General features: G+C 40.7%; 20 protein-coding genes, 2 tRNA genes and 2 rRNA genes (1 of these 24 only partly in view). 6 read left to right on the forward strand and 18 right to left on the reverse strand.

Annotated elements, in window-relative coordinates; translation table 11 throughout:
• Positions 1-21: 21 nt before the first annotated feature.
• Positions 22-462, reverse strand: a complete 441-nt coding sequence (locus QFZ87_RS00895; RefSeq protein WP_309856637.1) for a hypothetical protein — start codon at positions 460-462, stop codon at positions 22-24.
• A 31-nt stretch (positions 463-493) separates the two neighbouring features.
• A complete protein-coding gene (locus QFZ87_RS00900; protein ID WP_309856640.1) occupies positions 494-1,045 on the reverse strand; it encodes a hypothetical protein in 552 nt (183 codons plus the stop codon).
• 364 nt (positions 1,046-1,409) lie between these two features.
• Here QFZ87_RS00900 and QFZ87_RS00905 point away from each other — a divergent pair, with 364 nt between their 5' ends.
• The 3 genes from QFZ87_RS00905 to QFZ87_RS00915 all read left to right on the forward strand — a co-directional run bounded on the left by QFZ87_RS00905 (position 1,410) and on the right by QFZ87_RS00915 (position 3,386).
• Positions 1,410-1,592, forward strand: coding sequence for a hypothetical protein (locus QFZ87_RS00905; protein ID WP_309856643.1), 183 nt, complete (start codon positions 1,410-1,412; stop codon positions 1,590-1,592).
• A gap of 146 nt (positions 1,593-1,738) precedes the next feature.
• On the forward strand, positions 1,739-2,143 hold the full coding sequence (locus QFZ87_RS00910) for a hypothetical protein (protein WP_309856646.1): 405 nt from the start codon (positions 1,739-1,741) through the stop codon (positions 2,141-2,143).
• A gap of 250 nt (positions 2,144-2,393) precedes the next feature.
• Entirely contained in the window at positions 2,394-3,386 is a 993-nt protein-coding gene (locus QFZ87_RS00915; protein WP_309856649.1) for an L-lactate dehydrogenase, read from the forward strand.
• Positions 3,387-3,619: 233 nt separating this feature from the next.
• On the opposite strand, the gene groL is transcribed toward QFZ87_RS00915, so the two are convergent.
• On the reverse strand, positions 3,620-5,251 hold the full coding sequence (gene groL, locus QFZ87_RS00920) for a chaperonin GroEL (RefSeq protein WP_309856652.1): 1,632 nt from the start codon (positions 5,249-5,251) through the stop codon (positions 3,620-3,622).
• A gap of 51 nt (positions 5,252-5,302) precedes the next feature.
• Entirely contained in the window at positions 5,303-5,587 is a 285-nt protein-coding gene (gene groES, locus QFZ87_RS00925) for a co-chaperone GroES (RefSeq protein WP_308084271.1), read from the reverse strand.
• Between the two features lie 316 nt (positions 5,588-5,903).
• Here groES and QFZ87_RS00930 point away from each other — a divergent pair, with 316 nt between their 5' ends.
• Positions 5,904-6,626 carry a CPBP family intramembrane glutamic endopeptidase gene (locus tag QFZ87_RS00930; RefSeq protein ID WP_309856658.1) on the forward strand — a complete coding sequence of 241 codons (723 nt, stop codon included), beginning with the start codon at positions 5,904-5,906 and terminating at the stop codon, positions 6,624-6,626.
• Complete coding sequence (locus tag QFZ87_RS00935; protein WP_309856661.1) at positions 6,623-6,823, forward strand: YdiK family protein; 201 nt, start codon at positions 6,623-6,625, stop codon at positions 6,821-6,823. Before QFZ87_RS00930 ends, QFZ87_RS00935 begins: the two co-directional genes overlap by 4 nt.
• A gap of 218 nt (positions 6,824-7,041) precedes the next feature.
• On the opposite strand, the gene QFZ87_RS00940 is transcribed toward QFZ87_RS00935, so the two are convergent.
• The 6 genes from QFZ87_RS00940 to moaC all read right to left on the reverse strand — a co-directional run bounded on the left by QFZ87_RS00940 (position 7,042) and on the right by moaC (position 11,977).
• Entirely contained in the window at positions 7,042-8,556 is a 1,515-nt protein-coding gene (locus tag QFZ87_RS00940) for an MDR family MFS transporter (RefSeq protein ID WP_309856664.1), read from the reverse strand.
• Positions 8,557-8,569: 13 nt separating this feature from the next.
• Positions 8,570-9,292 (reverse strand): cytoplasmic protein, encoded by a 723-nt coding sequence (locus QFZ87_RS00945; RefSeq protein ID WP_309856666.1) that lies wholly within the window; start codon positions 9,290-9,292, stop codon positions 8,570-8,572.
• Positions 9,293-9,307: 15 nt separating this feature from the next.
• Complete coding sequence (locus QFZ87_RS00950) at positions 9,308-10,027, reverse strand: polymer-forming cytoskeletal protein (protein WP_309856669.1); 720 nt, start codon at positions 10,025-10,027, stop codon at positions 9,308-9,310.
• Positions 10,028-10,039: 12 nt separating this feature from the next.
• Positions 10,040-10,663, reverse strand: a complete 624-nt coding sequence (locus QFZ87_RS00955) for a YhbD family protein (protein WP_309856672.1) — start codon at positions 10,661-10,663, stop codon at positions 10,040-10,042.
• 128 nt (positions 10,664-10,791) lie between these two features.
• On the reverse strand, positions 10,792-11,445 hold the full coding sequence (locus QFZ87_RS00960; RefSeq protein ID WP_309856674.1) for a redox-sensing transcriptional repressor Rex: 654 nt from the start codon (positions 11,443-11,445) through the stop codon (positions 10,792-10,794).
• 34 nt (positions 11,446-11,479) lie between these two features.
• Positions 11,480-11,977 (reverse strand): cyclic pyranopterin monophosphate synthase MoaC, encoded by a 498-nt coding sequence (gene moaC / locus QFZ87_RS00965; RefSeq protein ID WP_309856677.1) that lies wholly within the window; start codon positions 11,975-11,977, stop codon positions 11,480-11,482.
• A gap of 166 nt (positions 11,978-12,143) precedes the next feature.
• Here moaC and QFZ87_RS00970 point away from each other — a divergent pair, with 166 nt between their 5' ends.
• Entirely contained in the window at positions 12,144-14,063 is a 1,920-nt protein-coding gene (locus tag QFZ87_RS00970) for an ABC-F family ATP-binding cassette domain-containing protein (protein WP_309856680.1), read from the forward strand.
• Between the two features lie 394 nt (positions 14,064-14,457).
• On the opposite strand, the gene tsaD is transcribed toward QFZ87_RS00970, so the two are convergent.
• The 8 genes from tsaD to QFZ87_RS01010 form a co-directional block, all read right to left on the reverse strand.
• Complete coding sequence (gene tsaD, locus QFZ87_RS00975; RefSeq protein WP_309856682.1) at positions 14,458-15,486, reverse strand: tRNA (adenosine(37)-N6)-threonylcarbamoyltransferase complex transferase subunit TsaD; 1,029 nt, start codon at positions 15,484-15,486, stop codon at positions 14,458-14,460.
• On the reverse strand, positions 15,483-15,932 hold the full coding sequence (rimI, locus tag QFZ87_RS00980) for a ribosomal protein S18-alanine N-acetyltransferase (RefSeq protein ID WP_309856685.1): 450 nt from the start codon (positions 15,930-15,932) through the stop codon (positions 15,483-15,485). Before rimI ends, tsaD begins: the two co-directional genes overlap by 4 nt.
• Positions 15,933-15,953: 21 nt before the next feature.
• Positions 15,954-16,652, reverse strand: coding sequence for a tRNA (adenosine(37)-N6)-threonylcarbamoyltransferase complex dimerization subunit type 1 TsaB (tsaB, locus tag QFZ87_RS00985; RefSeq protein ID WP_309856689.1), 699 nt, complete (start codon positions 16,650-16,652; stop codon positions 15,954-15,956).
• Positions 16,649-17,104 (reverse strand): tRNA (adenosine(37)-N6)-threonylcarbamoyltransferase complex ATPase subunit type 1 TsaE, encoded by a 456-nt coding sequence (gene tsaE, locus QFZ87_RS00990; protein ID WP_309856691.1) that lies wholly within the window; start codon positions 17,102-17,104, stop codon positions 16,649-16,651. Before tsaE ends, tsaB begins: the two co-directional genes overlap by 4 nt.
• A gap of 200 nt (positions 17,105-17,304) precedes the next feature.
• Positions 17,305-17,381, reverse strand: a tRNA-Asp gene (locus QFZ87_RS00995).
• A 3-nt stretch (positions 17,382-17,384) separates the two neighbouring features.
• Positions 17,385-17,458: transfer RNA gene (locus QFZ87_RS01000), tRNA-Met, on the reverse strand.
• A 29-nt stretch (positions 17,459-17,487) separates the two neighbouring features.
• Positions 17,488-17,604: ribosomal RNA gene (gene rrf / locus QFZ87_RS01005) — 5S ribosomal RNA — on the reverse strand.
• Positions 17,605-17,684: 80 nt separating this feature from the next.
• Positions 17,685-18,216 (reverse strand): 23S ribosomal RNA (locus QFZ87_RS01010) (it continues 2,404 nt past the right edge of the window).

Below are 18,216 nucleotides of genomic sequence, written 5' to 3' on the forward strand. Positions count from 1 at the left end.
AACCATCAGGCACAAGAATGACTAACGAATAATGTTATTTTGCTCTAATAGTCGAAGGGCAGTTTGAACATCGGAAACGTTGATAATAATTGCATTTTCTTCTCCTAGGTATATAGCTTTAACTTTTACAACATGGAACAAAGAATTATAGATTCTACTTAAAACTCCCGTGGTTCCCGTTTTTAAACCCTGAAGTTGTATGACCTCTTCCTCCTGATACCTTACCCCCGCTGAGCGAAGAACCTCTCGTACCACTCGATTAGATTCAGCATCATTCGAACGCGGAGGGCCCACAACAATTCTAACAAGATTCGTATCACGCATCCTTGTTATAGTGAATGCTGTAAAACTGACTCCTTCATTTGATATTTCTGCTAAAACTTCGTTAAGGATGTCATTGTTTGCAGTAAAAGTAAATTGCTGTCTTATCCGTGTGGTTAATCCTAAGCTAGTGTTGTTCACCAAACTCACTCCTTTCTATACTATTTTTCAATTAGCCTAAATCTACAAGCCTAGCTGCACTAAAGGTATTTACACCCTCACCCGGAACAGATGCTAGTATGGTTCCGGATACTGTGCTTTGCACAAAAACCGTTACTTCATCCCCTGCTTTTAGATTTAAGATGGCGGTGACCTGTACTGCATTAGCGAACCGGACACCCTTGCCCCAGAAATCATTGTCTGCTGATTCAAAAGGTTCATTATTTATTCTAAACTCTATACGTGTCCTGTAATTCTCACGAAAACTATCAGGTGTGAATCCAACAGTTGAAGTTACTAAATACACACCATCCCTGCGTGGTTCAAAGATGGATGGACACGGTTCATATTCACGACCAAGATCAAATTCTTCCTTGTCAAAAAAGACTTGTACAGATTTATTGGCTTTCACTTCTTGATCTTGGGTATTCACAGCACAAAAGGCAGATTCTTTTTTGTTACTGTCATGGCCTTTATGACTATGATGCCTTTTGTTACCTTTTTCATTTTCACAATCCTGGTAATGACCGTGATGATCATTATTTTTGTTATTACTATTTCCCACTCTATTCACCTCCAAAATTAATGGATCTAGGAATCATACACCTTTATCAATTAATTTTATGTTTATAAAAAATAAGAGTAATGGTGTTTGTCCACCAAACAGGTATAAATGAGTAGAATGTCTATCTGGAGCAAGATCTGGAAATAAAAATCCGTTTAAAACTTTCTCACTTTTTATCCAGTTTCAAAATAGGACAGACGCATTTATTCGTATGATTATCAAAGGTATACTATTCTAAAAAAATTTGGACAGCCCTTTTTTCTATTTCTTGTTATATATGCTGATAACTTCTACCTAGCATTTCATAGTATGAATGGTGTAAGAGGCCTCTTATAAAACTAGTGAAAGAAAGAGGTGAAGTAATATGGCTATTTCTGTTCAACAAACTCCTAGTGATACTCTTGGTACTCTTCTTTGTCTACTTGGAAGATTTTTAGTCTATCTCCTTCTCATTGTTGTCGCTCTTCTTGCAGACCTATTAATCAATACAGCTACTGGTGATATGATTAGAGCGCTTGCTACTGATATTGCTAGTCAGGGTTGTTAACGAAAAACCTATATAACACTATTCAGTTTTTAAGTTCCTAATCTGAGTGTTAAGCCTAGAAGATGAGCAGCTGGTCTTCTAGGTTTTTTTCAAAAATAAAATGGTTGCATTTGAATCAATTGTTCTCAACCAAAGGGGGTTAAATAATGAATGAAAATAACGAAGAAAAAAATGGAATAACTAATAGTAGTACGGCAGACAATGCTTTCGAGAACTTAGCTGGCAATTTGTTAAAAAATGAAAAATCCTTAGGTTCTATCATGCAGTTAGCAACAACTCTTCTAAAAAATGATTCTCTCCTACATGCTATTACAGAACGTGCTGCAGCCAATCAAAGTTCTAAAAATCCAGTTACTAAAGATGAAAAACAAGAAAATACAATACCTACTGTAATCCAAAATCAAGAGAATGCTACTAAGGATATATCACTTGAGCTTTCTATCCTATCTCAGAAACTAGATCATATCATTAATGATATTTCTGACTTGAAAATAGGATTGCAAGACTTAAAAGAACAAAATAGTAAGTTATTTAAAAAAAGTAAAAAATAACATACAAAAGGGTTGGAGAAATATTCTCCAACCCTTAATTTCGACTTGTTTCTTAGTAGAGGAATACTGCCAATACATAATGGAAATTAAATATTTCAGAGAACCCAAGAGAAAACAGACGCTCTTATCCTGTTGCTTTATGAAAATATTGTACCTTGAAGCTTACAGGAATTAGCTAATTATTAAAAAAATAAAAATATTCTATCTATTGTGATAAAATATTTATATTAATTCATTAGGAGGCAAACCAATGAAAAAAAATAAGTTAGTGATTGTAGGAGTGGGCCATGTTGGCTCTTATGTTCTTGCGGATGCCATGAAATTAGGATTATTTGCGGAAATAGCTGTCATTGATATAGATAAGGATGTTGCTTATGGCGAAGCTCTTGACCAAGAACATGCTACCGCTCTTACATATATGTCAAATACAACCGTACGTGCTGGAGATTATTCCGAATGTTCCGATGCGGATGTGATTATCTGTGCTGCTGGTCCGAGTATGATAAAAAATGACAAAGATGCGATGCCGGACAGGGCACAATTGGCTGTTGTCAATTCAGTTGTAATTCGTGAAGTCATGACTGGAATCACTAAATATACGAAAAACGCAGTCATTATTATGATAACAAATCCTTTAGATACAATGGTGTACATAGCAGAAAATGAATTCAGCTATCCGAAAGGACGTATATTTGGAACCGGAACTATGCTTGATTCCGCACGTCTTCGTAAAATAATTGCAACTAATTATGACATCGATCCAAAAAGTGTGACAGGTTATATGATGGGCGAACACGGACATACAGCTTTCCCAGTATTAAGCCGCTTAAGCGTGCAAGGATTTGGTGAAAAAGAATTAGACCAAGTTCTTCAAGGAAAAGAACCATTAAGTCGGGAAAGTATTAAACAAAAAGTTGTAAAGGCAGCATTTGATGTGCTAAATGGAAAAGGGTGGACAAATGCAGGTGTTGCCCAAGCTGCTGTTACACTAGCAAAGACAGTTATGCTGGATGAACGCAGTGTTTATCCTGTGTGTACAACACTACACGGACAATATGGATATTATGGAGATGTCGCATTAAGTATGCCATGCGTCATCGGCAGAAGTGGCGTAGAAAAACAATTAGAGATTGCTCTCGATGATCAAGAACTTGAATGGCTGCATCAATCAGCGGAATATATAAAAGAAACGATGAAAGTAGCAAAGACAGGGAAGAATTCATCATTAATCCTAAAATCGTAGGTCTGTATAATTATAATTGCTACTTGCATTTCTTTTTTAGGCGAACAGGATTTGTACTGTTCGTCTTTTAATTTTTTGAGAGGCTGCTTGCCTCTCTCAAAGTAACGCAAGAAATAAAAAAGAAGCCTCCCAAAAGTTTACTCAACCTATGAGAAGCCTCCGTTAAAATATTCAAAATGTTATCATTTCACTCTCTTACTTTAAAAACCTTAATCATGGCTTCGAGAGCGTTATTACATCATGCCGCCCATTCCACCCATACCGCTCATGTCAGGCATGCCGCCTTGACCAGCAGGTTCTGGCTTGTCAGCAACAACTGCTTCAGTTGTTAAGAACATAGCTGCTACGGATGCAGCGTTTTGAAGTGCTGAACGTGTCACCTTAGTTGGGTCAACGATACCAGCTTGAATCATGTTTACCCATTCGCCATTAGCAGCGTTGAAGCCTGTGCCAACTTCTTCGCGCTTTAAGCGGTCAACGATAACAGATCCTTCAAGACCAGCGTTGTGAGCGATTGTGCGTACAGGCTCTTCCATCGCACGTAATACGATGTTGATACCAGTTTGTACGTCGCCTTCCGCTTGAATTTCAGCTACTTTGCTGTATACGTTTAGAAGGGCTACACCACCACCGGATACGATACCTTCTTCAACTGCAGCACGAGTTGAGTTCAATGCGTCTTCGATACGAAGCTTGCGCTCTTTTAATTCTGTTTCAGTTGCAGCACCAACTTTGATGACTGCTACACCGCCAGCTAACTTAGCTAAGCGCTCTTGTAATTTTTCACGGTCAAATTCAGAAGTTGTTTCTTCTAATTGAACACGGATTTGGTTTACACGAGCTTCGATTTCTTCCGTAGCTCCTGCACCTTCAACGATTGTTGTATTTTCTTTTGTTACAACCACTTTAGAAGCGCGTCCTAAAGATGCGATTGTAGCAGATTTAAGTTCACGGCCAAGCTCTTCAGTGATTACTTCACCTCCAGTTAATGCAGCGATATCTTCAAGCATAGCTTTACGACGGTCACCGAAGCCAGGAGCTTTAACAGCTACTGCATTGAACGTTCCGCGAAGCTTATTCACTACTAATGTAGATAATGCTTCACCTTCGATATCTTCAGCAACAAGTAATAATGGCTTACCTTGTTGTACCACTTGCTCAAGTACTGGAAGGATTTCTTGAATGCTAGAAATCTTCTTGTCAGTGATTAAGATATATGGATTTTCTAAAACAGCTTCCATTTTGTCCGTGTTTGTTACCATGTAAGCTGATACATATCCACGGTCAAATTGCATACCTTCAACAACGTCTAATTCAGTTGTGAAGCCTTTAGATTCTTCGATTGTGATTACGCCGTCGTTACCAACGCGCTCCATTGCTTCAGCAATCAATTGACCTACTTCTTCGTCAGCAGCAGAGATGGCAGCAACTTGTGCGATAGACGCTTTGTTTTCGATTGGTTTAGAAATAGCTTTTAATTCTTCAACAGCAGTTACAACTGCTTTTTCGATCCCTTTACGGATACCCATTGGGTTCGCACCTGCAGTCACGTTCTTTAAGCCTTCGCGAATCATCGCTTGTGCAAGAACAGTTGCAGTTGTTGTACCGTCACCGGCAACATCGTTAGTTTTGCTAGCTACTTCTGCAACAAGCTTTGCACCCATGTTTTCGAATGCATCTTCTAATTCGATTTCTTTTGCAATCGTTACACCATCATTTGTGATAAGTGGTGAACCGAATTTTTTCTCAAGAACCACGTTGCGTCCTTTAGGTCCAAGAGTAACTTTAACAGCGTTTGCTAGGGCATCAACACCACGTAACATTGCGCGGCGTGCTTCTTCACTAAACATAATCTCTTTAGCCATTTTTCAAAAAACCTCCTCATAAGTTTTCAATTTTATATTTTTGTATGAACCTTACTCAACAATAGCAAGGATATCGCTTTCACGTAAAATTAAGTATTCAACACCCTGGTATTTCACTTCTGTACCAGCGTATTTTGAGAAGATAATGCGATTGCCTTCAGTAACATCAAGTGCTACACGCTCTCCGCTTTCAAGTACACGGCCAGTACCAACGGCAACAACTTTTCCTTCCTGAGGCTTTTCTTTCGCTGAATCTGGTAATACGATACCGCTTGCAGTTTTTTCTTCTGATTCAACAAGCTCAATGATAATGCGATCACCTAATGGTCTTAACAAATCAAACAACCTCCTCAAATATATATGTAGTTCTGTCATTATTAGCACTCTCGTTCAATGAGTGCTAACACAATTATTATAATAATGAATCTGACTTTTTTTTGCAAGTATGAAGCACAAAAATTTTTGGTAAAAAAATCATTTTTGACAACCTTATAAAGTATGCGATGAAGAGGACATTCTATACCTGCCTTTGGAAAATAGTTCATCTAAATTGAAACAAGGCTCATTTTAAGAGTAAAATAGAAAATAGCGTAATAAAGATAAGAATACAGTTTAATTAAATTATATAGATGTACGAAAAGGAGATTAGCATTTGAAAAAAGAATATTGGTGGATCATCATTGTATATATTGCTATGCAGCTTTCCAGTCTAGTTGGACTGCCATTATTACTATTCGGTTTTAAATATGCAGGAATTAATCAAAGGCTCGCTGTTCCAATTTGGTTGATTGCGAGCTTTTCTATAGCCCTCATCATCATTCTTTTCCTCTTACGGAAAGAATTCAACACAAAAAGACTAGAGGAAAGAAACAGTTCTTTCGGCCCGTCCATCGCTTGGGCGATCTTTGGTGTCTTTTTAGCGTTATTTGCTCAATATATTGCGGCCATCATCGAAAGTCTTTTAGGAATTAAAATGGGCTCGGAGAACACGAAGGACATACTAACCATCATCGACACATTACCGCTGGCCATACTCGTGACAAGTATTTTCGGTCCGATCTTAGAAGAAATCGTGTTTCGAAAAATTATTTTCGGTGCTCTTTATAAGCGATTTAATTTCTTTATCTCCGCTTTGATTAGCTCGGTGGTTTTTGCTTTAGCACATATGGAGCCTGTTCACATTTTGCTTTATTCGGCTATGGGCTTAACCTTTGCCTTTTTATATGTAAAAACCAAGCGCATTTGGGTGCCGATTTTTGCCCATGTAACCATGAACACCATGGTTGTCTTAGTCCAATCAGTCTATAAAGACGATATTGAAAGACTGCAGCGTGAGGCTGAGGCGGTTCAAAACTTTATCGGAGGATTCTTATGAGACGTTCACCTTTGTTATCCGGTTTGATTTATTTCCTACTTGGCGGGTTATTTACTTACTTCGCCATTGACGATGTGCAAAAAAACGGCTGGGGCTTCTTTAGCTATTTATTAGTCGTTCTCGCCACCTTCGACTTCGGATCAGGCCTAAAAATGATCACCTTTCATTTTAAATATAAGGATAAACTGAAAAAATAAGCTTATAGTAGCTAAAATTAAACTTTTTAGCTACTATAAGCTCTTTTTTTCGTATAAAATTACACTCTCTTTGAAGAATTTATATTTTATCAGCGAATTTTTAACCTTTATCGGCGAATTTATGTATTTTATCAGCGAATTCATGCGATTTATCAGCGAATCACAAAAAAAGGGTGTCAGGCACCATGTGAAATTTTCACAATGGTGCCTGACACCTTTTATTTTGAAGCTTCTCCCCGGTGAATGACCATTCGTTCTTTGCCTAAGATAAAGATAAACAAGAACGCCAGACCTGCTGGTACCAATGCCCATGTAAAGGTATGGACAATCGAGCTGGAAAGAGCATCCGTAATTTTATCAAGAATCTGTGGAGGGATCATCTTTCGCCCTTCCTCTGATAATAACGCCCGTGAATCCCCGAACGCTCCACCCTTCGGCATCGGTCCCATTCCAGCGAAGGCTTTTTCCAGAGCCTCTGTAAAATCATTTCGTTGAATCGTGCCAAAAATGGTAATCCCAATCGTCATGCCAAGGGAACGAATAAAGTTGCTTGTTGAAGTCGCTGAGCCCCTCTGCTCCATGCCAAACGGATGAATCGCCGCCATACTCAACACCGAAAATGAGAAGCCCACTCCCAGTCCGATGACAATCATGTACACCGTTAATATCGCCCGGCTGGTTTCTGGAGTAATCGTACTTAAAAGCAAAAATCCACCTATCAGAATAACTGCCGACAAAAACATGATATTACGGTAGCTCATTTTGGTGGTCAAAAACCCGCCTACTTGCGCAGTCACCACCGACCCAAGCATCATCGGTAATAAAATTAAACCAGAATTCGTTGCACTGCCTCCATACACCCCTTGGACAAAAATCGGTATGTATACCGTCCCCGCCATAAAGGCTGCACCATAAAACAGACCGACAATCGTACTTCCAGCAAACAACCGGTTTTTAAACATCGAAAATGAAATGATGGGATCCTTTGCCTTTTTCTCAGCAAATAAAAAGACGAAAAACAAAATCACAAATCCTGCAAATAAGCTTAAAATAATCACTGAATCCCAATCATATTTCTGTCCACCCAGCTCCAAGGCAAACATTAAGCAGACGACCGCGCTGACTAATGTCACCGCTCCCCACCAGTCAATCGTTTGCTTTTGATGAATCGGTGACTCTTTGTAAGCCATCACGATAAAGATTAATGATAAAATTCCAAGCGGCATATTAATATAGAAAATCCAATGCCAGCTGATATGATCCGTAATATACGCCCCTAGCAACGGTCCAAAAATACTTGATAAACCAAAGACGGCTCCAAACAATCCGCCCATCTTCCCGCGTTTTTCAGGTGGAAAGAGATCAAACATGATCGTAAAGGCAATCGGCACAAGTGCGCCGCCGCCAATCCCTTGAATCGCACGGTAAATACTTAACTGTGTAATCGTTTCGGCTGTACCACATAAAGCGGATCCTGCCATAAACAAAATAAGCCCAAAAATAAAGAACCGCTTCCGTCCGTACATGTCAGACAATTTCCCGAAGATCGGCATCCCCGCCATCTCTGCCACCATATAAGCAGAAACAACCCAAACGAAGCTTTCCAGTCCGCCGAGGTCACCAACAATCGTCCCCATTGCGGTAACAACGATGGTATTATCCATTGATGCCATTAAGATACCTAATAATAGGCCTGCGACTACTAAGCCTAATTTACTATCTTTTGCTGTCATCCCCTGTCCCCCTCTAAACCTTCGTTTTTGTTTTTATAGTGGCGCTAGGGTCATGGATTAAATCCTCTCGATACTCCACCAAACCGATGTCACATCCAGGTCCGATTTTCACAATATTTCCCCGAACGACTGCCGCTTTTGTGTTTTCTAAGTACACCTCATCGCCTTCGATGATTTTCGCATCGAGAAAGCCAGCCTTCTTTGAGAGTGGAATATTGGTGAATGGAATAAACCACGATCCTCTTTTTACCGAAATCTTCCCGCCGCCAATCTCCTCCGCTGTGCTCTCACCAAAGCTCAGGATAATTTTAACGGTGTCCGCAGAGAGCAACCCCTTAATTTCAAAGCCGCCGCTCGAGTCAAATTTCTCATACTCAACGTCACCTTTAACAGAGATACTTCCTTTAATAACGGCTGACTCGCCCACCAAGCGGTCATTCGCCTCTAACAAGCCAAAAATCTTCATTTTTTTCAAATGTGCCTTCCCACCCACGGTCATTGTGCCCATGACAAGGGCTTCCTCTGCCTCCATCGATCCCTTGACCTCAGCCTCACCCAAGATTTTAGCGGATCGTGTTTTCACATTTTCGCACGCCTCACTTGTTCCATATACATGAAAGCTGGAGCAGTCCACATTATTGACGATCGTTCCTTCTCCTCTTATGCTGATTTTTCTATATTGGCCGCCAGGATAACTCCCAGAACCATTAATGATCAGGTTACTGCTTTTCTCCATTGTCCTACCCCCCTATTACACTTTTATGCTTTCTTTGACTACAGCATTTTTATGTTGTGAAAAATCTTCCCGGTACTCTACGACACCAATTTCACAATTCCGGCCAATCTTTACCTGATTCCCCCGTACAACCTTGGCAATGGTATTCTCTAGTTCAATTTTGTCCCCTTCAATGAATTCCGCTTCGAGCTGAGTGGAAAACAACGGTTTAATGAGACTTTCGAAAAAGGAACCTCTATGTTTCACCGAAATGGTTTCACCGCCGATTTCCTTTGCCTTACATGGGCCATGAAGTTGAATTGTAATTTGTTCGGCATTTAATAACCCGCCTATAGCAAATTGAGAATCTGCTTTAAAAATCTCTGCCTCACAATCTCCCTCTACCCTTAACACCCCATTAATTTTAATTTCCTCACTTTTGACTTTTCCACCAACAGATGCCTTGCCGGAAACCTTTAATTTTTTCACATATAGATTTTCGCCAATCTTTGCCGTTCCATCTATCGATAGCTGCTGGGATTCAATCGTTCCCTTGACCTTTGCTTTACCGTTTATTTTCGTCTGTTCACTTGTCACATTCCCATCCACGGTCCCGAAACCATTACTTTCAAACTCTATGCAATCAATATCACTGTTAACCGTACCGAATCCATTTACAATGACCTGGCGGAACGCCCCGCCATTGGAAGCACCGAAACCATTGATGACTAAGTCTCCTTTTTCCTTCATATCCATGTATATTCTCCTTTATAATAATTTTGCCTTGATCTCTTCCATACACGACATCAGTGAAAGCTGTACAACCATTTTCGTCCCCAGATCCATATGCAGTGCTTCCGCGTTAATGAGCAAGAGACACGACGACACCCCAAGCTTCCTTGTTATCACTAATTCACAGCTTTTTTGTTTGATTAAAGCAGCATGCTCCTTTAACACCTGAAGTAGCATCTTTCCTTCATCTTGATTAATCTCACCAGATTGCAGAAGCTTCTCAAGCACATATACCTCAAGCATCCTAGTAATCGTAAACGTAGGACTTCCTTTTTCATTCTCAAGGTAAAAATCCATAACAACAGTTGAAACAATGTTACGTTTTACTAGCTCATCTTTTCCTAACTGCGAGTCAGAAATATTTGGTGAAAACATATCAGCCAGTTCATCTAGTGATAAATTTTCTTTCATTGTTTGGATTTTATTGATTCTTCCTAGGATCTTCTCTTTTGGAAAAAAGGTCTCCTGTCCAGTAAAGGTTGATTTACGTATGAACCATTCTTCTGGAATAAGGTCCTTTCGCTTCCATCTATATAACTGTCCATATGAAATTCCCGCTAATTCTAATAGGTCTTTTTTTGAGATTAACTCCTCGCTCATGATAAAAACCCCTTTCTATTTACCAATGTAACATAACACTGTTACGCATGTAAAGTTGTAACTTACATATTTTTGTAAATAAAAAAGGCCTCCTACGATGGAATCATCGTAAAAGGCCTTACCCTGTTCTATTCTTCTACATCCACTGTCGGATAGTGCTTTAAAAAGTAAACCAATGATTGCAGTTCCACTGCTAGGTCAATATGGTGAACCCGAATCGACCCTGGTACATTTAACCGAGCAGGCGTAAAGTTTAAAATCCCTTTGACTTCCGCTTTTACCAGTCGGTCCGTTATCATTTGCGCAACAGGAGCGGGCACCGTTAAAATAGCCACCTGAATATCACTATTTTCTAATACCTTCTCCAAATCATCCATATGATGAACCGGAACTTCACGGATCATTGTCCCCATTTTTTCCGGATCGACATCAAACGCGACTTCGATCTTCGTATTGTTATTTTTTAAAAAGTTATAATTTAAAAAGGCAGTCCCCAAATTACCGACCCCAATTAACGCAACCTTTGTTAATTCATCCTGATCCAGCGTTTTCCGGAAAAAGGTTAACAAATAATTAACATTATAGCCATACCCCTTCTTACCTAATGCCCCAAAATAGGAAAAGTCACGGCGAATCGTTGCCGAGTCGACCTTTACCGCTTCACTTAACTCTGCAGATGAAACTCTTTGTTTGCCGGAAGTATGCAGGTTCTTTAAAAATCGATAATAGAGGGGCAGCCGTTTCGCTGTCGCCTGTGGTATTTTCATCGTTTCGTTACTCATATTCTCCCACACCCCATGAATGGTTTTTTAACTCTTATTTAACCTGTTCATTTCTTCTAAAATCACCGTTTTTACCGCCTGTTTTTTCCACTAAATAGGTGGGTCCAATAACCATCCCTTTATCAACTGCCTTACACATATCATAAACGGTTAAAGCACAAGCAGATGCAGCTGTGAGCGCTTCCATTTCCACACCTGTATTCCCCTTTGTTTTGACCGCTGCCTCAATATGTAATTGAAAGTTCCCTGTTTGATCCTCTTCCCATGAAAAAGAAATATTCACACCAGTCAGTGGAATGGGATGACACATAGGAATGAGATCCCATGTTTTTTTAGCCGCCATCACAGCAGCCACCTGGGCAACAGCTAACACATCGCCCTTTTTCATCTCATGATTGGTTATTTTGTCAAAAATCTCTTTACTTACAGTTATGCTAGAATGAGCAAGAGCAGTACGTGCTGTCTCAGGCTTGTCGCTGACATCTACCATCTTGGCTCTGCCTTCTTCATTAAAATGCGTAAATTCGGCCATATAAAAAATCCTCCTACCAAAAAATAATACACTATTTTCCCTTTTATGTGTGTGAAACTTTGAACGAATCACTAGTTTTTTTATAAGAACAATAGCTCAAGAGTCCGGTTATTGCCGTTGTTCCGCTAATACGGTACACTAGTCCTAAGTAATAGAGGTGAATAAAATGATTTTATTGCAAGTGAATCAATTACAAAAATTTTATGGTGCTGACCTTATTTTATCGAATATAAAGCTAGAATTACAAACGCGAGACCGTGTGGCCCTTGTTGGCCGAAATGGCGCAGGGAAATCGACCTTATTAAAGATTATTGCCGGACATTTGTCTCATGATGGCGGTGAAATCATCAAACCAAAAGAAGTAACCATCGGGTATTTAGCTCAAAACACAGGATTAGAATCCAAATTGACCATTTGGGATGAAATGTTAACCGTATTTGAACCACTTCAAATCATGGAAAAATCGCTCCGCAAACTAGAAGAACAAATGGCCGATCCTTCTGTGTTTGAAGACCCAAGTAAGTACGAACGGGTGCTGAAAGAATATGATATCCTCCAAGTAAAATTCAAAGAGCAGGGCGGATACCAGTTTGAAGCTGACATTCGCTCGGTTCTACACGGTTTAAACTTCCAGGATCATTCTCTCATGATTGCTAGTTTAAGCGGTGGTCAAAAAACCCGACTTGCTTTGGGGAAATTACTGCTAACGAAACCTGATATTTTAATATTGGACGAGCCTACCAACCATCTGGATATTGATACCCTTTCATGGCTGGAGCAATATTTGCAGGGTTACGATGGTGCGATTTTAATCGTCTCTCACGACCGCTACTTCTTAGATAAAGTCGTGAATCAGGTCTATGAAGTATCCCGCAAGCAAATCCAAAGGTTTCCGGGTAACTATAGTTCTTACCTTGATCAAAAAGCGGCTAATTATGAGCGCAATTTGAAGCTTTATGAAAAACAACAGCAAGAGGTCGCTAATTTGCAGGATTTTATCCAACGGAATCTAGCAAGAGCGTCCACCACCAAACAAGCGCAAAGCCGCCGGAAAAAGCTGGAGAAAATGGACTTAATGGATCGACCTCTTGGTGATGAAAAGTCTGCCACTTTCTCTTTTGAAATTGAAAGACCAACCGGGAATGATGTATTAACTGTCGATTCTCTTGCGGTGGGCTACGATGGAGAGAAGGTATCTGAGGCGATCTCGTTCCGGGCCTTTAAAGGGGAAAGCATTGCTCTTGTGGGTCCAAATGGAATTGGTAAGTCTACGCTTCTAAAAACGATTATTAAGAAGCTCCCTGCCCTTGCCGGAACCATCCAGTATGGAACAAACCTTTCCATTGGCTATTACGACCAGGAACAGGCGGAATTAACCTCTAATAAGCGTGTTTTAAATGAGCTTTGGGATGATTATCCGCTGAAAAGTGAAAAAGAGATCCGAACCGTACTTGGAAACTTCTTATTCTCTGGTGATGATGTGTTAAAAATAGTCTCCACTCTTAGCGGCGGGGAGAAAGCTCGGTTAGCACTTGCCAAACTGATGCTAGAAAAGGCCAATGTACTCATTCTTGACGAGCCTACGAACCACCTGGACCTTGATAGTAAGGAAGTCCTTGAGAATGCATTGATTGATTATCCCGGTACCATTTTGTTTGTATCCCATGACCGGTATTTTATTAACCGGATTGCCACTAAGGTATTGGAGTTAAGCAGACATGGCAGCATGGAGTATCTTGGGGATTATGATTATTATCTTGAAAAAAAGCTCGAGCAGGAAGAATTGGCTGCATTAGCACTAGCAGAATCCACTAAAAAGGCTTCACAGGTTGAAGCTCTCGAGAAAAACTCTTATCAACAGGATAAAGAAAGCAAAAAACTGGAGCGCCAGCGCAAAAGGAAGCTAGAAGAGATCGAGGGACGGATTGAAGAGCTTGAGGAACAAATTCAGGAGTGCGAACAGCAGTTATGCGATCCAGTAGTGTTTCAAAATCACGAAAAAGTGTTAGAGATTAACATAAAAAGCGAAAAAGCGAAGGCTGAGCTTGAGCAATTGATGGAAGAGTGGGCTGAGCTGGCTGATTAATAGGAAAAACCGGGCGGATGCGCCCGGTTTTTTACTATATTTATGCTGTTTTGAAGGTAGGGAATTTTTTTCTACACGTTTTTGTCATTTATCTACACAAAAATTGCTTTTATCTACACAGTTTGAGATTATTTCTACACACTTCTCGGTTTTATCTACACACTTTCATCATTTATCTACAATTTTTAATAAAACCGTCCTTTTTCCACAGCCTTATCTACATTTCAAAGCTTACTATTTCAGTTATTCCACACACTTTTCCACATTATCCACAGTTAGTACTGTTTTTATCCACATTGTCCACAGTTTAACCTTTAGTTATCCACAAACCGCAAAATTTTCAATCATTTAAAAAATTAATTATCCACAAAAAAACCGTTCCATGATGGAACGGTTACTCATTATTATGCATTTCAATATCCAAACCTGGATTCGCATTAAGCGCAAGACCTGCTCTGATTCCTTTTTCAAACATGATACTTCCTGCTGCCGCAATCATAGCTGCATTATCGGTGCACAAGGATAACGGAGGAATCACTAATTCAATATCAGGTTGGTCAGCAAACGCCTTTTCTAGTGCATGTCTTAGTCCTTTATTGGCTGCCACTCCGCCAGCTACTAATACTTGCTTCACGCCATACTGGGCAACAGCCTTTTCTGTCTTTTTCACCAGCACTTCAATGACACTAGCTTGGAAGCTTGCCGCAAGATCTTCTGGAGCAATCGTTTCACCGCGCTGTTCCGCATTGTGAACCGTATTAATGACAGCGGACTTCAGGCCACTAAAACTAAAGTCAAACGAACCTTCTTCCAGCCATGCTCTAGGTAAATCAATCGTTGGACTTCCTTCCTGAGCTAAGCGATCAATATGTGGACCACCGGGATACGGCATATTTAACGTTCGTGCCACCTTATCATAGGCTTCTCCCGCCGCGTCATCTCTCGTTTCGCCTATTACTTCAAAGTGACCGTGCTCTTTCATATAAACAAGCTCTGTATGGCCACCAGAGACCACCAGAGACAACAAAGGAAATTTCAGTTCTGTTACCAGCCGGTTTGCATAGATATGCCCGGCAATATGGTGGACCGGTACAAGTGGCTTATTATGGGCAAACGCCAAAGCCTTTGCAGCATTTACACCAATTAATAGCGCACCTACTAATCCAGGACCCTCTGTGACAGCAATGGCATCCAAGTCAGCCATTGTAAGGTTTGCCTGATTCAAAGCTTCCTCCATCACGATGGTCATTTGCTCAACATGGTGACGAGAAGCAATTTCAGGTACTACTCCTCCAAACCGCTTATGACTTTCTATTTGAGATGCCACGACATTGGCTACAATCTCACGGCCGTTTTTAACAATCGCTACTGCCGTCTCATCACAGCTTGTTTCTATTGCTAAAATATACTGATCTTTTTTCATAAATTCACCCACATTACTAGTGCATCTTCTTGGTTATCTGAATAATAATTTTTTCGAATCCCGCCATTTTGAAATCCTAATTTCCGATAAAGGGATTGTGCGACATGATTCGTTACCCTTACTTCAAGCGTCATACTTCTAGCTCCTAACTCCCTAGCAACAGACATTAACTTTGTCATTAATGCCTCTCCTAGCTTTTTCCCCCGATATCCAGGCATTATGGCCACGTTCGTCACGTGTGCTTCATCGATGACAACCCATGTTCCACAATAGCCAATGATTTGATTTTCTTCCTCAAGGACAATATAGACAGCGAATTTATTATTGTGTATTTCATTATAAAATGCTTCCCTGCTCCAGGGAGTAGTAAAAGACGCATGTTCTACCTCTAGTACTTGGTCTATATCCTCTTCCCTCATATATCGAAAAACATAAGAATCTACCATATTTCTCTTTCCCTATCCATTTTATATTTTTCCTTTTGCTTCAAGCCACTTGGCTTCCGCTTCTGCTAAACGTATATAATTTGGTACAAAAGAATGTAGGTCATCTCCAGCTAAATCCTTTCCTAATAAAGCAAGTTCGGCCGGACGAGGGTTATGTTCTGTCATACTTGCAAAAATGGCTTTAGATCCCAAGACTTCTTCAATTTTAGCTTTATGAATCGGCAGGTCATTTCCAACAAATAAGATGGGCTTATCCGAATCTGATAACCTTTCTACCCAGTCAGCAAGCATCACTAACTGATCCTGTTTCACCACCGTAAGCTTTCCGTCTACAAATTGATATAAGCCAGTATAGACTTGTCCTCTTCTAGCATCAAACAATGGAGATACCATTCCATCAAAGTACCGTCCAGTTCCTGCGGCTAAAATTTCTAAACTTGAAACACCCACAAGCGGGATATTAAGAGTCCATGCTAGTGTTTTTGCAATCGTAACACCGATTCTTACTCCTGTATAAGACCCAGGTCCTTCAGCAACCACAATCTTCGTTAAATCTGCTGGTACCCGTTCACAATCACTCATTAAAGTTTCAATAGCCGGCATAATCCGAACAGAGTGATTCTTTTTTAAATTAGTAATGTATTCTCCTAATACTTGATTCTCTTCTAAAAGCGCTACTCCTAACGCATAATTAGAAGTATCTATCGCCAATACTGTCATCTGAAAATCTCCTTACATAGTTGCTCATATCTCTTGCCCTTTGGTACGAATACCATTTTCCTTTGATCTCCCTCTTCACGATACAGGAAAATAGTTAATCGTTCTTGTGGAAGCTGCTCTTCAATTAAATGAGCCCATTCCACTACTGTAACGCCGTCCCCTTCAAAGTATTCATCAAAACCAAGATCTTCAAAAGCATCCGCTACTCGATAGACATCCATATGATACAAGGGCAGCCTGCCATTATATTCTTTAATAATTGTAAAAGTAGGGCTGTTAACGGTTTTCTTAACTTGCAACCCTTTAGCAAGGCCTTTGGTAAAGGTCGTTTTTCCGGCACCTAAATCACCCTCAAGGGCAATTACATCCCCGGGCTGTAAAAGCTGAGCTAAGCGTTCAGCCAAGTTAGAAGTTTCCTCAGAATTTGTAGTCTTCCATTCGAATTGATTCATTCAATCACCTTTTACTTTCCTAGCAATCCTTTACTCCCATTTTACCTTATTTAATTGCAAAAAAAACCTTAGGATCTCCTCCTAAGGACGCTTTTCCATATGTAGTGTACATAATTATAACCCTATTGAGCAAAAAAACCTAATATAATGGCATAAAAAAAAGCCGAAACTTGGTTTCGTACTTGATTTTAGCATATATATGGCGGTCCGGACGGGACTCGAACCCGCGACCTCCTGCGTGACAGGCAGGCATTCTAACCAACTGAACTACCGGACCATATTGCGGGGACAGGATTTGAACCTGCGACCTTCGGGTTATGAGCCCGACGAGCTACCAGACTGCTCCACCCCGCGACGATTAAAAGTATAAAAATTGATAAACAGCCTGGCAACGTCCTACTCTCACAGGGACTTTCGTCCCAACTACCATTGGCGCTGAGAAGCTTAACTTCCGTGTTCGGTATGGGAACGGGTGTGACCTTCTCGCCATAGTTACCAGACTATTTTGTTTGAGAGATCGTTCTCTCAAAACTAGATAATGTAGAAGAAGTGTTTGTAAACTACGAGTTCGCTTTAAAAATTGGTTAAGTCCTCGAACGATTAGTATCAGTCAGCTCCACATGTTACCACGCTTCCACCTCTGACCTATCAACCTGATCATCTTTCAGGGTTCTTACTAGCTTGACGCTATGGGAAATCTCATCTTGAGGGGGGCTTCATGCTTAGATGCTTTCAGCACTTATCCCGTCCGCACATAGCTACCCAGCGATGCCTTTGGCAAGACAACTGGTACACCAGCGGTGCGTCCATCCCGGTCCTCTCGTACTAAGGACAGCTCCTCTCAAATTTCCTGCGCCCACGACGGATAGGGACCGAACTGTCTCACGACGTTCTGAACCCAGCTCGCGTACCGCTTTAATGGGCGAACAGCCCAACCCTTGGGACCGACTACAGCCCCAGGATGCGATGAGCCGACATCGAGGTGCCAAACCTCCCCGTCGATGTGGACTCTTGGGGGAGATAAGCCTGTTATCCCCGGGGTAGCTTTTATCCGTTGAGCGATGGCCCTTCCATGCGGAACCACCGGATCACTAAGCCCGACTTTCGTCCCT

The organism is Bacillus sp. SLBN-46 (assembly GCF_031453555.1).
GTDB lineage: Bacteria > Bacillota > Bacilli > Bacillales > Cytobacillaceae > Neobacillus.

What these genes read in the sequence shown, in the direction of transcription:
- QFZ87_RS00950 (WP_309856669.1), bottom strand. Translation starts at nt 10,027, where the DNA reads ATGGATATGAAGGAAAAAGGAGACTTAGTCATCAATGGTTTCGGTGCT.
- QFZ87_RS00960 (WP_309856674.1), bottom strand. Translation starts at nt 11,445, where the DNA reads ATGAGTAACGAAACGATGAAAATACCACAGGCGACAGCGAAACGGCTG.
- QFZ87_RS00955 (WP_309856672.1), bottom strand. Translation starts at nt 10,663, where the DNA reads ATGAGCGAGGAGTTAATCTCAAAAAAAGACCTATTAGAATTAGCGGGA.
- groL (WP_309856652.1), bottom strand. Translation starts at nt 5,251, where the DNA reads ATGGCTAAAGAGATTATGTTTAGTGAAGAAGCACGCCGCGCAATGTTA.
- tsaB (WP_309856689.1), bottom strand. Translation starts at nt 16,652, where the DNA reads ATGACAGTATTGGCGATAGATACTTCTAATTATGCGTTAGGAGTAGCG.
- tsaE (WP_309856691.1), bottom strand. Translation starts at nt 17,104, where the DNA reads ATGAATCAATTCGAATGGAAGACTACAAATTCTGAGGAAACTTCTAAC.
- tsaD (WP_309856682.1), bottom strand. Translation starts at nt 15,486, where the DNA reads ATGAAAAAAGATCAGTATATTTTAGCAATAGAAACAAGCTGTGATGAG.
- QFZ87_RS00910 (WP_309856646.1), top strand. Translation starts at nt 1,739, where the DNA reads ATGAATGAAAATAACGAAGAAAAAAATGGAATAACTAATAGTAGTACG.
- moaC (WP_309856677.1), bottom strand. Translation starts at nt 11,977, where the DNA reads ATGGCCGAATTTACGCATTTTAATGAAGAAGGCAGAGCCAAGATGGTA.
- rimI (WP_309856685.1), bottom strand. Translation starts at nt 15,932, where the DNA reads ATGGTAGATTCTTATGTTTTTCGATATATGAGGGAAGAGGATATAGAC.
- QFZ87_RS00970 (WP_309856680.1), top strand. Translation starts at nt 12,144, where the DNA reads ATGATTTTATTGCAAGTGAATCAATTACAAAAATTTTATGGTGCTGAC.
- QFZ87_RS00935 (WP_309856661.1), top strand. Translation starts at nt 6,623, where the DNA reads ATGAGACGTTCACCTTTGTTATCCGGTTTGATTTATTTCCTACTTGGC.
- QFZ87_RS00945 (WP_309856666.1), bottom strand. Translation starts at nt 9,292, where the DNA reads ATGGAGAAAAGCAGTAACCTGATCATTAATGGTTCTGGGAGTTATCCT.
- QFZ87_RS00940 (WP_309856664.1), bottom strand. Translation starts at nt 8,556, where the DNA reads ATGACAGCAAAAGATAGTAAATTAGGCTTAGTAGTCGCAGGCCTATTA.
- QFZ87_RS00905 (WP_309856643.1), top strand. Translation starts at nt 1,410, where the DNA reads ATGGCTATTTCTGTTCAACAAACTCCTAGTGATACTCTTGGTACTCTT.
- QFZ87_RS00915 (WP_309856649.1), top strand. Translation starts at nt 2,394, where the DNA reads ATGAAAAAAAATAAGTTAGTGATTGTAGGAGTGGGCCATGTTGGCTCT.